Origin of the sequence: Mycobacterium sp. (assembly GCF_029961025.1) — a bacterium.
In the GTDB taxonomy this organism is placed as follows: Bacteria; Actinomycetota; Actinomycetes; order Mycobacteriales; family Mycobacteriaceae; genus Mycobacterium.
Genome location: NZ_JASBVP010000002.1, coordinates 18,231 through 31,051, shown reverse-complemented (window position 1 = coordinate 31,051; position 12,821 = coordinate 18,231). Strand labels below are relative to the sequence as shown.

Sequence of the window (12,821 nt, the reverse complement as noted above, 5' to 3'; positions counted from 1 at the left end):
GCTCAACGCCGGCCGTCGACTCTGGTTGGTGTTGCGACATTGCCCGGCTGCGCCGGGGAATCCCCTCCCGGCATCCGGTCAACCGGCCGCCGGCGGGTGCGCTACCACGTGGACGCGGTAGCCGTAGCGGGGGGTACCGTCGCTGCCGCGCAGCGGCACCCCACCCAGCATCGGCATCCCGGGCATGCCGGGCATGCCTTCCGTTGCGAGGTCGGAGGCGGCGGTGTCCGGGGTGGCGGGGGTCCACTCGGTGGCGTGGAACGCCGAATGGGCCGGGCTTGTCGCCGGCGCGGCCGCGGCCCAGCTCGGCGGCACCGACAGCCTGCCCATCGAGGCCGCCCCGCCCACCGACACGCGCAGCGCGCCCAGCCCGCCCGTCCCGGCACCGGCCGCCGCCGCGCCACCGGCCGCGGCCGCACCGGCATCGGCGGCCCCGCCGGCGGCGTCCGCCGCCCCGGAGCCGCCGCTGGAGATAAAGCTGCTAAACCCCGTCAAGGTCTGAAGGATGTTCGTCGGGTCCGCGATCCCCGACGACAGCAGCGAGCTTTCCACGTTCCCCGCCGGGGAGCTTTGCAGGTTGTCCAGGAAATTCATCAGGTTCGATAGCCCCGACGACGCCGACGACGACGATGACGTGGAGGCGGCCGACTGCGCCGGCCCGGCGAGCTCCTGCAGCGCCTGGGGTATCGCGGAGGTGAGCTCGGAGAGCACCGACTGCGCGTTGGTGCCGGCGGAGGCGCCGGCGGCCTGGGTGACCGCGGCCGCCTGCCCGGCCAGACCGGCGGCGTTAGTGGTGTCCGTCAGCGGGGTGAACGGGGTCAACGTGGTGGCGGCCGCGGAGGAGCCGGCGTAGTCGTACATGGCCGCGGCATCCTGCGCCCACATTTCGGAGTAGGCGGCCTCATTGGCCGCGATCGCCGGGGTGTTCTGCCCCAAGAGGTTGGTCGCGACCAGGGATGCCAGCTGCGTGCGGTTGGCCGTGACCACCGTCGGGGGCACCGTCATGGCAAACGCCGCTTCGTAGGCGCCGGCCGCCGCCCTGGCGTGCGCCGCCGCCTGCTCGGCCTGCTCGGCGGCAGCGCTCAGCCACCCGACATAGGGGGCGGCCGCAGCCGCCATCAACTCCGACGACGGACCGTGCCAGCCTTCGCTGGTCAGCCGGGAGATCACCGACGTGTAGGCGGCCGCGGCCGGGTTCAGCTCGGCCGCCAACCCGTCCCAGGCCGTCGCGGCGGCCAGCATCGGCCCCGAGCCCGCGCCCACATACATGCGCGCGGAGTTGATCTCCGGCGGCAGCGCGCCGAAATCCATCAATCCTGGTTGGATGCCCATGAAAACCATTGGAATTCTCCTTCAACGGAACAGCCGAACCCGGACCGCTGGAGTGTTATCCCGGAGCGCTGAAAGGGGTCTGCCTCCGATGAGTTGGCAGGGGTCAGGCGACTCGACGCAACCCGATTTCGGAAACGGTGCCGGGGCCGGATCGAAACGAAAGGGTCAACGACTTAGGGCTTGGACTGTCGCCCGGGCCGGCGTCTTGACGCATCTCGTCCTCACCTCCTTACGGCCGGGGCACACGGGGGTGCCACTGTGGGTGCACAACGGGGATGAGGCCACCGGGCCAAATCGGCCCGGCGCGGCACCCCTCTCGTCAGAGCTTCGGCACTGCACGGCGTGCACTGTCTTGTTAGTCGTTTGCACGTACCGAAGAGTTCCGTCCCGCTTCGGCTGAGCTGCCGTGGCCCCAAGGTCATCGCGACCGTTAGTCGTCTGACAGACGGAAATCCACCATCGCGGTGACCGTGTCCACGGCGTCACTGAGCGCGGCCAGCCGCTGGGCGGCCGACGGCGCCGACAGCACGGCGTAGCGGTCGGCGGGGCCGATCGGGACTCGCGACGCCAGCGCATACAGACGCGCTCCGGCGTCCACCGGGGCGTTCCCGCAGCCCAGGAGGGCCTCGCGCGCCGGCGGCGCAACACCACGGGCGGCGGCGATCCGTTCGAACAAGGCCAGCACCCGGGCTTCCAGCTCGCGGAGCTGTCCGGCAGTCACCGACTCGCCGGGCTCGTCGGGCCAGTCCCGCACCTTCGCCCGCGGGTAGGGGTCATCCGGCAGCCACTCACAGACCCGGATCCGCCCGCCCGTGCGGCAGCGCAGCCGGTAGCGGCCCGAACCGAGATCAACGCATTCGACGATGCTTGCCAGCGCGCCGACATCGCAGCGTTCGTCTTCACCGCCGACTTCGCGGCCACGGGAAATCAATACCACCCCGAACCGGGGATCGCCGCTGCGCAGACGGTCGTGCACCAGCGCGGTGTAGCGTGGCTCGAAAATCTGCAGCGGAAGATCCTCGTTGGGCAGCAGCGCCGATTCCAGCGGAAACATCGGCAGCAGGACGGCTTCGGACCCACCGACGACCATCAGATGTCCAGTTCGGCGACGAGTGAGTCGACGACCGCGCGCAGGTCTCCGTCGTGTTCTTCGGCGACCCGCCGCTGCCGCTGGTATGAGGCACCCAAGCGGCAGATGTCTTCCACCGCCGCCAGCTCGTCCGTGCAGTGCAGCAGCTTTGCAACGGGCTCAAGGCGATTGAGCACGTCGGGGATGTCATCGGTGACCGGGCGTTCGTTACCCTCGGCGTCCAAGATGATGATGGCGTCCAGACCGTAGCGAGCAGCGCGCCACTTATTCTCCTGAACATGCCAGGGCGGCATCGTCGGCAGCGTCTCGCCGACGTCGAGTCGCAGTTCCATGTCGTGCACCAGGCAGTGCGTCAACGCGACCAGAGATCTCAGCTCGCGCAGGTTGGACACCCCATCACAGACTCGCACCTCCAGTGTCCCGAGATGTGGCGAGGGTCTGATATCCCAACGGATTTCGTCCATGTGGTCGATGATCCCGGTTTTCTTCTGGTCATACACGAAGCCTTCAAACTCTGCCCAGGTTTGGAAATGAAACGGCAGGCCAGCCGTCGGGAGCTGTTGAAACATCATCGCGCGATTGCTGGCGTACCCGGTGTCCTCACCGGCCCACCAAGGGGAGGACGCCGAGAGCGCCAACAGATGCGGGTAATAATTGAGCAGTGAGGTCATGATCGGCATTACTTTCGCCGCCGACCGAATCCCGACGTGCACGTGCACTCCCCAGATCAGCATCTGCCGACCCCACCACTGGGTGCGTTTAATCAGCTCGGCGTAGCGTGGCGAATCGGTAAGCTTCTGGGCCGACCACCGCGCGAACGGGTGTGCGCCCGCACCGAATAACTCCATCCCGCGGGACTGTACGATCGGCCGGACGGTGCGCAGCGTGTCGTGCAGATCCTCTATGGCCTGGGCAGTGGACTCGCAGACGCCGCTGACGATTTCGATGGTGTTGCGTAGCAATTCCTTGTGCACGCGGGGGTTTTCGCCAATTTCGGCGATGACGGCGGAGGCTTCGTTGCTCAGGTCCCGAGTCTTCGGATCGACAAGCGCGAGCTCCCATTCCACCCCGACGGTCGGCCGGGGCGAGCCGGCGAAATCTATTCGGGCCTCGTTTCTGCTAGCCGGCACCGATGACACCGCACGCCACCCGCTTGCCGGAGTCACCGGTGGTCAACGTGGTCTCGTCGGGACCAGGTGTCCCGTTGGCCTGGGTGTAGCGTTCCGGCGGGATGTTCGCGAAGTTGTCCGCACCGGCGTGAATGATCAGCGCGGTCTTCTCCCCGGCCAACAGGTCGTCTTTGGTGAACGCGTCGGTGGTGGTCACCAGCAGTGCCGCGCCGTCCTTGCGCACCTCCAGCGAGGTCAGGTCACCGCTGGCGGGCTGCGTGGTATGTCCCGGAACCTGGTAGTGCCCGCCGGCGGACAGGAAGTTGCCCGGAGGGCCACCGGTTGGCGCGACCGAGTTGGGTTGGCACTTGCCTATCTGATGGATGTGCAACCCGTGGAATCCCGGTGTCAACTGACCAAGGGTGGTCGTCGCCACCGTGATACGGACATAGCCGGGGTCGAACTCGAACTTCGCGATCGCGACCTGGGTCCCGTCGGGGGCCCTGAGGCGAGTGGTCAGGCTCTGGGGCTCCCCTTTCGGTGGTGTCGTCGTCGGCGACGGAGACCCGGTCCAGATGGACGGGGTAGTGCCCGGGGTTGACGTCGGGGGCTGGTTAGGGGTGCAGGCGCTCAGCAGCGCAATCGGAGCGGCGGCGATTGTCGCGGACATCAGGGCGGCGATGTTGCTGGTGGGCTTAGGCATATCGAGAGCCTATCCCGGCGACGAAGCGGGCCGGGACGGCCCGCTGAGGAGCGGGATCAGCGGGTTCAGTCCGGCGACGATGCGGGCCGGGACGGCCCGCTGAGGAGCGGGATCAGCGGGTTCAGTCCGGCGACGATGCGGGCCGGGACGGCCCGCTGAGGACAGCCGGGTGCCAGGGCAATGGAACTCAGCGGGCCACCACGACGATGACACCCGGCGGCTGGTCGGCCACTTCGGGTATCCGCGGTTCGACCGCTGCCCCGAGCCTCTGGCCGACGGCTTCCGCGGTGGCGCGCTCACTGTCGGCATTGGTGAAATACACCGTGGTGACCGAGACATCGGGCAGGGACAAGTTGCCGATATCGGTGACGTTGAAACCGGCCGCTTTGAGTTCGTTAGCGGTGCGCCCGGCCACGCCGTCTTGCCCGGAGATGTTGTACACCCGTACCGCCGCCTGCCGGGCCGCAGGTGTCGCTGGTGGCGACGGCCGGGTGGTGGTCGTGGTGACGGCGGCCGCCCGCGACGAGTCGTCGTCGGCGCTCCCGCCCGAGTTCATGGCCTGCCAGCCGAGCAACAAAAAGATGACACCTAAGAACAGCAGCACCATCACCATGGCCCGCAACGGGAGCCCCGAAGAATCCGGGATGCGCTCGTTCATCGGGCCCACTGTATCCAGAAGCGGACTGTATCCAGAAGCGGACCGTAGACCGCAAAGCGGCCTCAGGTGACCTCGAAGCCGAGCCGCCGCGCGGCCCGCGCCTTTTGCCGGCTGGCACGTAGTCGTCGGAGCCTCTTCACCAGCATCGGGTCGGCCGCAAGCGCCTCCGGCCGGTCGACGAGGGCGTTGAGCACCTGGTAGTAGCGCGTCGCCGACATCGAGAACAACTCCTTGATCGCTTCTTCTTTAGCGCCGGAGTATTTCCACCATTGGCGTTCGAATGCCAGGATGTCGCGTTCCCGGCGTGTTAGCCCGTCGGTGATTTCAGAGTCGTCCCCCGATCGATTTGCCCGCGCCATGGCGCTATCCATATCGCTTCCCCTGGAACCGTCTGGTGAATTCTGATTAATCGGCTTTGTTTCGGCGAATATTCAACCACGGCCACGGCGGCGGCGCCGTGACCCTGGGCCACGACACGCCCGGCCCGATGGCGCATCGGCCACTCGTCGCTGCGCGGGGGTGGCCGTGCTCCTCCTCCGGCCGCTGTGCGGCCGGCATCGTCGCCCGGCTTAGGCTTGGCGATCATGGCTGTTGTCCCCATTCGCATCGTCGGAGATCCGGTCCTGCGCACCCCGACGACTCCCGTCCCGGTTGGCGCCGACGGCTCGCTGCCTGCCGAGCTGGGCGATCTGATCGCCACCATGTACGACACCATGGACGCCGCCTACGGGGTTGGCCTGGCCGCCAACCAGATCGGGGTGGGCCTGCGGGTGTTCGTCTACGACTGCGCAGACGAGCGCGGGCAGTCCGCGCGTCGCCGGGGCGTAGTGATCAACCCGGTACTTGAGACCTCCGAGATACCCGAGACCATGCCGGACCCGGAGACCGACGAAGAAGGATGCCTGTCGGTTCCCGGCGAGTCATTCCCGACCGGTCGGGCGAAGTGGGCGCGGGTCACCGGACTGGATGCCGAGGGCAACCCGATCGCCATCGAGGGCACCGGGCTTTTCGCGCGGATGCTGCAGCACGAAACCGGACACCTTGACGGCTACCTGTATTTGGACCGCCTCGTCGGCCGGTATGCGCGGGCCGCCAAACGGGCCATCAAGGCCCACGGCTGGGGGGTTCCGGGCCTGTCGTGGACCCCGGGCGAGGGACCCGACCCGTTCGGGCACGGATGATCTCCTGGCCCGCGCCGGGCACCCGGGTAACGGTGCGTTACCGCCGGCCGGCGGGGTCGATCCCGCCGCTGACCGATGCGGTGGGCCATCTGCTGGCTATCGATCCGGTAGTGCGACTGCGCACCAAGACCGGCAAGGTCGTGGAAATCCAAACCGCGGACGTGGTGGCGCTGCGGGCATTGACCGCCACCCCGGTGCGAAACGCCCACATCCGTGCGCTGGAGCACGCCGCCGCTTTGGCCTGGCCCGGCATCGAGCAGCAGTCGGTAGACGGCTGGCTGCTGCGCGCCGGACACGGTATCACGTTGCGTGCTAATTCCGCAGTGCCGCTGGATGTTTCGGCTGATTACCGGACCATCCCGGCGATTGTCGACTGGTATCGGCACCGGGGCCTGACACCGCGGCTGGCCATCGCGGACCGCTTGCTGGGTCTTCCCGGCGCCGGCGAACGCCCGAACCGGATGTTGGTGCGCGACGTGTCGGCAGGCAAGCCGCACCCCTCGGTCACCTTGGCCGCCCGCCCCGACGACACCTGGCTGCGGCTCTACCACCGCGCCATACCCGTCGATGTGCTGACCGCGGTCCTCGACGGGGAGGTGGTGTTCGGCGTCTGCGCCGGTATCGCAGTCGGGCGAGCTGCGGTGACCGAGGCTCCCGACGGCACCCGCTGGGTGGGCCTGTCGTCGGTCACCGTGGCGGCTGCGCCGGGTGGATCCGAGCACCTGACCAGGCTGTGTGAGGCGCTGCTGGCCTGGGGCGCGGATCGTGGCGCCACCCGTGGCTACGTGCGTGTTGCCGACGAAAACACCACCGCGAACGGCCTCGTCGACTCCCTGGGATTCACCCTGCACCATCGCGGCCGTTACTATCCGGTGGCGTCGTACGCTGACAGCCATGCCAGAGGGAACGTTACGGCTGGCCACCTGGAATGTGAACTCGATTCGCACCCGCCTGGGGCGGGTCCTTGACTGGCTGGGGCGCGCCGAGGTGGATGTGCTGGCCATGCAGGAGACCAAGTGCGCCGATGACCAGTTCCCCGCCCTGCCGTTTGTCGAACTGGGCTACGAGGTCGCACATGTCGGCTTCAACCAGTGGAACGGTGTGGCGATCGCCTCTCGTGTCGGGCTGCGCGACGTCGAGGTCGGGTTCGCCGGTCAGCCCGCCTGGCGCAACAGCCCGGAGGGGAAGGCCGCTGCGGAAGCTCGCGCCTTGGCGGCCAGCTGCGCCGGTGTTCGGGTGTGGAGCCTCTACGTGCCCAACGGCCGGACCCTAGACGACCCGCACTACACCTACAAGCTGGATTGGCTTGCCGCGCTTCGTGATACAGCGGAAGGCTGGCTACGTGACGACCCGTCGGCACCGATCGCGTTGGCCGGCGACTGGAATATCGCCCCGACGAACGAGGACGTCTGGAGCGTCGAGTTCTACCACGGCCGTACCCATGTCTCCGAGCCGGAGCGCAAGGCGTTCAATGCCATCATTGATGCTCAATTCACTGACGTGGTAAGGCCTTTCGCACCGGGCCCGGGAGTCTACACCTATTGGGATTACACCCAGCTGAGCTTCCCCAAGGACCGGGGTATGCGCATCGACTTCATCCTGGCCTCGCCGGCGCTGGCGGCCCGGGTGACCGCCGCGCGGATCGTCCGCGAGGAGCGCAAGGGCAAGGCGCCCAGCGACCACGTGCCGGTGCTAGTTGACGTTCGACTCGGGTGAGCCGCGGCACATCACCGCCAGACGGTCGCGCATGTTTGCGGTTTTCTTCGTGGCGAGTCGGGGCGAAGCGCTCGATTTATGCGATCTGAACAGAATATTCTGATGGCATGGAATTTGCCCGTTTGCGGGTATACCGTCCCTAGCTGAGATTGCAGCGGGGCTGACTAAGGCACAGGGAGTGAGCAGATCATGGGTGTCGTCGACGGCGCGATTCGCAGCGTGGGTCGAACGGTGGGTCGGGCAGCGGAGGTGACCACCGAGGCCGCGGGCGCCGTGGGCGGTGCTGCGGTGAGCGCCGTTATCGGGGGGGTGACCGGTGCCGCGGAAGGCGTGCGGCGCGGCGTGAAAAGCGGCGTGAAAAGCGGAAGTCACTCCACGCCCGCGGCCGCGTTGACCCTGGGCGCGCTCGGTGTTACCGGTGTGCTCGAGTGGCCGGTGGTGTTGACGGTGGGCGGTGCCGCGTTGCTGTTGCGGCACCTCAGCCAGCGTCGCAACGGGACGGCCACACCGGTGACGGCGGTGGCGAAAACGGCAGAGCCCGCCAAATCGGTGCCCCAGAAGAAGGCAACTGCCGCGGCCAAGAGGACAACACCGACCGCCCGGTCGCGCGCCGGGGCCCGTCGTTAGCGGCCGCCGCCGAGTAAGGATTGGGTACCGTCGGGTCCGTGCGAAGGTTCCTGCCGCTGCGTGCCGTCGCGACGGGCATTCAAGCGACGTCCGCGCTGGCCGGCGCATCGGTGCAAACCGCCACAACGGCCGCAACCTCACTGGCCACGGCCGGCGTCGCTATCGCCGCCATTCCGTTGCGGCAGGGTGCCAAAGCGTTCTCCCACGAGCTTGCCCCGGCGCTGGGCCGGCACTGCGCGCGGGGCGATGGCCGCGCCTGGGTCGAGGTACGCGGACTTGGCGGCGCTGACGGCGCCGAGCTCGGCCGGACTGTGCTCGAGGCGGTCCGGGACCTTCCCGGGGTCACCTCGGTGAGTCTGAACTACCCGTTGTCGCGGGTGGTCGTCGGCCTCGGCGACGACCACCCGTCGTTGGGTGAGCTGTGTCGTGCCGTCGCGAACGCCGAGAAACGCGCTCACCGCTCCCCGACGCCGGTGGACGGCCAGCGTGCTGCCCACCCGGAACCTTTGCCGGGCGACGGGCTGCTGCTGGCGGCTAGATTGCTCACGGTCGGCGTCAACGCGGCCGGGCTGAGCGCAACGGTGGTTGGCCGGGCATTGCGCTGGCCGCGGCTCCCGAACAGCGTCGAAGCCGCCGTGGCGGCCGTGAGCCTGCAGCCGCGGCTGCGCAGCCTGCTCGAGAATCGCATCGGCAAGCCCGCAACCGACACCGTGCTGACGCTGGCCATGGCCGCCGCGCACACCGTGACCCTGTCACCGGCGGCAATGCTGGTGGATCTGATGACCGAGATGCTCAAAGCCGCCGAATGCCGCGCCGCGGCCCAGGCGTGGGCCCGACACGAGCCCCAGCTGGCCCGTTATGCCGACAACCGCGCTTTTCATCCGCCGCGGCGGCCGGTGCCGGTGCCCCCCGGTCCCGTCGAACGCCACATTCAGCGCAGCGCGTGGATCCAGGCGATCGGCGCCGCGGCCGTGGGGGCCGCCACCCGCCGGGTGGACATGGCCGCTACCGCGGCGCTGGTGGCCGTGCCCAAGGCGATGAAAGCCACCCGGGAATCGTTCGCCGCCACCCTCGGACGCGGCCTGGCCGACCAGCACCGGGTCTTGCCGCTGCGGCTGGATAGCCTGCGCCGCCTGGATCGGGTCGACGCCCTTGTCATCGACCCCCGGGTGCTGTGCCGGGACCAATTGCGGGTACTGCGCATCCGGGGCGCCCGTGAGGACGAGGTTGCGGCGGCCTGGCACAGCGCACAGAGCCTGCTCACGCACCGCGACCTGGGCCCCGGCTGGCATCCGGTGCCCGGCATGCCGGTACGACAATCGGGCGAGCCCGGTGACATCCAGGCGTTGATCTGCCCGGCACACGAGCCGCTGGCGTCGGCGGTGATGGCGGAGGCCCGCCGATCCGGACTGGACCTGGTCACGGTCGACGTCGCCGAACTAGGTGAATTGGCGCCCTCTTTCGACGAGATCCGGAAACTCGACAACGGCTCGATCGATGACGCGCTGGCCGCCGCCGTCATCGCCTTACAGCAGGCCGGGCACACGGTGGCGGTGCTGTCATCGGCCGGCACCCGCGCGCTCTCGTCGGCAGACCTGTCGTTGGGCATCATGCCGGCGCCCGGCACCGGTCCCCCGCCCTGGTATGCGGACCTGATACTGGCCGATCTCGCCGGTGCCTGGCGGGTGCTGCACGCCCTGCCCGCGGCCAAGTCGGCGACCCGACGAGGTATCGAGCTATCCACCGCCGCCTCGGCGCTGGGTTCGCTTTTCATGCTGCCCGGGGTCCGCGGCCGGGGGCCCGGGCCGGTCACCACCGGGGCGGCGGCCGGTGTGCTCACCGGATACCTGCTGGCGCGCGGGGTGGTTCGGACGCCTGCGCCCCGGCCGGCACCGGCCCACGAGTGGCACGCGATGTCGGTCGAACAGGTCCGCGAGCTGTTGCCGCCGCCGGAATCCCGGGACCGAGAACCCGTCGCCGAGCCGGGACCCGGGCCGACCCGTGCGCTGGTCGGGGGTCTGCGCACCGCCCGGCGCGGCGCCGAGCTGGCAGCACGACCCCGGCAAGCGGTGTGGAATTTCCTCAAGGCGGTTCGCGCCGAACTCGATGACCCGTTGACCCCGGTGTTGGCGATCGGCTCGGCGGCCAGCGCGGTGCTGGGTTCACCCGTCGATGCGATCATGGTCGGCTCGGTGCTCACCGGTAACTCGATCCTGGCAGCCAGCCAGCGGTTGCGCGCCGAGAGCCAGCTGAACCGGCTTCTGGCGCTGCAGGTTCCTCCGGCCCGGAAAGTGGAAACCGGTGCGGACGGCACGCCGCAGTACACCGACATCGACGCCGAGCAGCTGCTGCCGGGCGATGTGATCGAGGTGCGAACCGATGAAGTGATCCCCGCAGACGCCCGGTTGGTTGAGGAGGACGACCTCGAGGTCGACGAGGCGACGCTCACCGGTGAGTCGCTGCCGGTGGAAAAGCAGGTCGAAGCCACACCCGGCGCAGACCTCGCGGAGCGACGTTGCATGCTCTACGCCGGGACCAATGTGGTGGCGGGAACCGGGGTGGCGGTGGTGACCGCCGTGGGAGCCGACACCCAGGCGCGCCGCGCCGCCGAACTCGCGGCCGGCGAGCTCCCCCCGATCGGGCTGCAGCATCAACTCAGCCGTCTCACCAACCGGGCGTGGCCGGTCAGCGCGGCCGGAGGTGTTCTGGTCAGCGCCCTCGGCTTGTTGCGTCGCAAGGGTTTGCGCCAGGCAGTGGCCAGTGGCATCGCGGTCACGGTGGCGGCCGTGCCCGAGGGGATGCCGCTGGTCGCTACCCTGGCCCAGCAGGCCTCGGCGCGTCGGCTGACGGAGTTCGGCGCGCTGGTGCGCATCCCGCGGTCGGTGGAAGCGCTCGGGCGGGTCGACGTGGTGTGTTTCGATAAGACCGGAACGCTGTCCGAGAACCGCCTTCGAGTGGTTCAGGTGCACGCCGCGCCGGGTCATTCCCGCGACGAGGTGTTGCGTTGCGCCGCGCAGGCCGCGCCCCCGGCGCTGAACGGCGGCCGACACATCCACGCCACCGACGGCGCCATCATCGAGGCGGCGGGTGCGGACGGCTCGAACACCCTTCCCGAACCCGACGCGCACCTGCCGTTTCGCTCCGGTCGGTCGTTTTCGGCGTCGGTGTCGGATGGCGAGCTCACCGTCAAGGGCGCGCCGGAGGTGGTGCTGGGCGCCTGCCGTGAGCTTCCCCTCGGCGTGCACGCCAAGGTCGACGAGCTGGCGGCCGGCGGGTTGCGGGTGATCGCGGTCGCGCGGCGACGGCTGACCCCCGATCAGGTCAAGGCCGTGCAGGAAGACCCCGACGACGACGAGTTGATCGCCGGCTTGTCCACCGCGGAGCTCTCGCTGGTGGGTTTTCTGGGGCTGGCCGACACGCCGCGTCCGCAGGCGGCCCGCCTGATTTCGGATCTGCGCGAGCGGGACGTGGCGGTGCGGCTGATCACCGGTGATCATCCGATCACCGCGGCGGCGATCGCCGACGAGCTGGGCATGCGGGTCGGCGCCGAGCAGGTGATCAGCGGGCTGGAGTGGGACGCCATGTCGCGCAAGGAGCAGGAGCGTGCCGTCGCCGAGCGGGTGGTGTTCGCCCGGATGTCACCGGAGCAGAAGGTGCAGATCGTGCAGACGCTGGAACGCATCGGGAAGGTGTGCGCGATGGTCGGCGACGGCTCCAATGACGCCGCGGCCATCCGGGCCGCCACGGTCGGGATAGGGGTCGTCTCGCGCGGCAGCGACCCGGCTCGCGTGGCTTCCGATGTGGTGCTGGTCGACGGGCGCATCGAAGCGTTGCTGCACGCGATCGAAGAGGGCCGGGAGCTGTGGCGGCGGGTGCAGGCGGCGGTGTCGGTGCTGCTCGGGGGCAATGCCGGCGAGGTGGCGTTCGCCATCATCGGCAGCGCGATCACCGGTAGTTCGCCGCTCAACACCCGCCAGCTGCTGCTGGTCAACATGCTCACCGATGCGTTGCCGGCGGCGGCCCTTGCGGTCAGCCCGACCGCCCAAGCGGGCGGCAGTGGCGGACGCGGCCCCGACGAGTCCGCGCTGTGGCGTGCCGTGGGGGTGCGCGGTGCGACCACCGCGGCCGCCGCCACCGCGGCGTGGGCGATGGCCTCGTTCACCGGACGTCGGCAACGGGCGTCCACGGTGGCGCTGGTCGCGCTGGTGACCGCCCAACTGGGGCAGACCCTGCTGGATTCCCGCGCCCCCTTGGTAGTGCTTACCGCCGCCGGCTCGCTGGCGGCGATGGGGACGTTGATCAGCATTCCCGGTGTCAGCCAGCTGCTCGGGTGCACCCCGCTGGGTCCGATCGCCTGGGCGCAGGGGCTGGGGTCGGCGGCCGTGGCGACCTTGGGGGTGGCCGC

At 69.3% G+C, this 12,821-nt stretch carries 9 protein-coding genes and 2 pseudogenes; 5 read left to right on the top strand and 6 right to left on the bottom strand.

The annotated features are described in order from the left end of the window. Nucleotides 1–78: 78 nt before the first annotated feature. The 6 genes from QJR12_RS00930 to QJR12_RS00905 form a co-directional block, all read right to left on the bottom strand. On the bottom strand, nucleotides 79–1,341 hold the full coding sequence (locus QJR12_RS00930) for a PPE family protein (RefSeq protein ID WP_300575208.1): 1,263 nt from the start codon (nucleotides 1,339–1,341) through the stop codon (nucleotides 79–81). 421 nt (nucleotides 1,342–1,762) lie between these two features. Further along, nucleotides 1,763–2,422 (bottom strand): LON peptidase substrate-binding domain-containing protein, encoded by a 660-nt coding sequence (locus QJR12_RS00925; RefSeq protein WP_300575206.1) that lies wholly within the window; start codon nucleotides 2,420–2,422, stop codon nucleotides 1,763–1,765. Continuing rightward, the gene (locus tag QJR12_RS00920; RefSeq protein ID WP_300575204.1) at nucleotides 2,422–3,552 is read right to left on the bottom strand and encodes a glutamate--cysteine ligase; all 1,131 of its coding nucleotides are present in this window, start codon (nucleotides 3,550–3,552) and stop codon (nucleotides 2,422–2,424) included. The genes QJR12_RS00925 and QJR12_RS00920 overlap by 1 nt, the downstream gene beginning before the upstream one ends. Further along, nucleotides 3,542–4,234, bottom strand: coding sequence for a superoxide dismutase family protein (locus tag QJR12_RS00915; RefSeq protein ID WP_300575202.1), 693 nt, complete (start codon nucleotides 4,232–4,234; stop codon nucleotides 3,542–3,544). Before QJR12_RS00915 ends, QJR12_RS00920 begins: the two co-directional genes overlap by 11 nt. Before the next feature lie 187 nt (nucleotides 4,235–4,421). Continuing rightward, a complete protein-coding gene (locus QJR12_RS00910) occupies nucleotides 4,422–4,892 on the bottom strand; it encodes a LytR C-terminal domain-containing protein (RefSeq protein ID WP_300575200.1) in 471 nt (156 codons plus the stop codon). 62 nt (nucleotides 4,893–4,954) lie between these two features. Then, on the bottom strand, nucleotides 4,955–5,263 hold the full coding sequence (locus tag QJR12_RS00905; RefSeq protein WP_300575198.1) for a DUF3263 domain-containing protein: 309 nt from the start codon (nucleotides 5,261–5,263) through the stop codon (nucleotides 4,955–4,957). A 213-nt stretch (nucleotides 5,264–5,476) separates the two neighbouring features. Between QJR12_RS00905 and QJR12_RS00900 the strand changes: the two genes are divergently transcribed. From QJR12_RS00900 to QJR12_RS17675, 5 genes and pseudogenes are all read left to right on the top strand, one after another. After that, nucleotides 5,477–6,073 (top strand): peptide deformylase, encoded by a 597-nt coding sequence (locus QJR12_RS00900; RefSeq protein ID WP_300575196.1) that lies wholly within the window; start codon nucleotides 5,477–5,479, stop codon nucleotides 6,071–6,073. Further along, nucleotides 6,070–6,945, top strand: a pseudogene (locus QJR12_RS00895) (GNAT family N-acetyltransferase); the annotation flags it as partial. The gene QJR12_RS00900 and the pseudogene QJR12_RS00895, both read left to right, overlap by 4 nt. A gap of 22 nt (nucleotides 6,946–6,967) precedes the next feature. Further along, nucleotides 6,968–7,789, top strand: a complete 822-nt coding sequence (locus QJR12_RS00890; protein WP_300575192.1) for an exodeoxyribonuclease III — start codon at nucleotides 6,968–6,970, stop codon at nucleotides 7,787–7,789. 189 nt (nucleotides 7,790–7,978) lie between these two features. Next, nucleotides 7,979–8,416: a hypothetical protein gene (locus tag QJR12_RS00885; RefSeq protein ID WP_300575190.1), complete on the top strand. Its 438-nt coding sequence runs from the start codon at nucleotides 7,979–7,981 to the stop codon at nucleotides 8,414–8,416. A gap of 725 nt (nucleotides 8,417–9,141) precedes the next feature. Beyond that, nucleotides 9,142–12,756, top strand: a pseudogene (locus tag QJR12_RS17675) (cation-translocating P-type ATPase); the annotation flags it as partial. Nucleotides 12,757–12,821: the final 65 nt, after the last annotated feature.

What these genes read in the sequence shown, in the direction of transcription:
- QJR12_RS00930 (WP_300575208.1), bottom strand. Translation starts at nt 1,341, where the DNA reads ATGGTTTTCATGGGCATCCAACCAGGATTGATGGATTTCGGCGCGCTG.
- QJR12_RS00925 (WP_300575206.1), bottom strand. Translation starts at nt 2,422, where the DNA reads ATGGTCGTCGGTGGGTCCGAAGCCGTCCTGCTGCCGATGTTTCCGCTG.
- QJR12_RS00915 (WP_300575202.1), bottom strand. Translation starts at nt 4,234, where the DNA reads ATGCCTAAGCCCACCAGCAACATCGCCGCCCTGATGTCCGCGACAATC.
- QJR12_RS00910 (WP_300575200.1), bottom strand. Translation starts at nt 4,892, where the DNA reads ATGAACGAGCGCATCCCGGATTCTTCGGGGCTCCCGTTGCGGGCCATG.
- QJR12_RS00905 (WP_300575198.1), bottom strand. Translation starts at nt 5,263, where the DNA reads ATGGATAGCGCCATGGCGCGGGCAAATCGATCGGGGGACGACTCTGAA.
- QJR12_RS00900 (WP_300575196.1), top strand. Translation starts at nt 5,477, where the DNA reads ATGGCTGTTGTCCCCATTCGCATCGTCGGAGATCCGGTCCTGCGCACC.
- QJR12_RS00890 (WP_300575192.1), top strand. Translation starts at nt 6,968, where the DNA reads ATGCCAGAGGGAACGTTACGGCTGGCCACCTGGAATGTGAACTCGATT.
- QJR12_RS00885 (WP_300575190.1), top strand. Translation starts at nt 7,979, where the DNA reads ATGGGTGTCGTCGACGGCGCGATTCGCAGCGTGGGTCGAACGGTGGGT.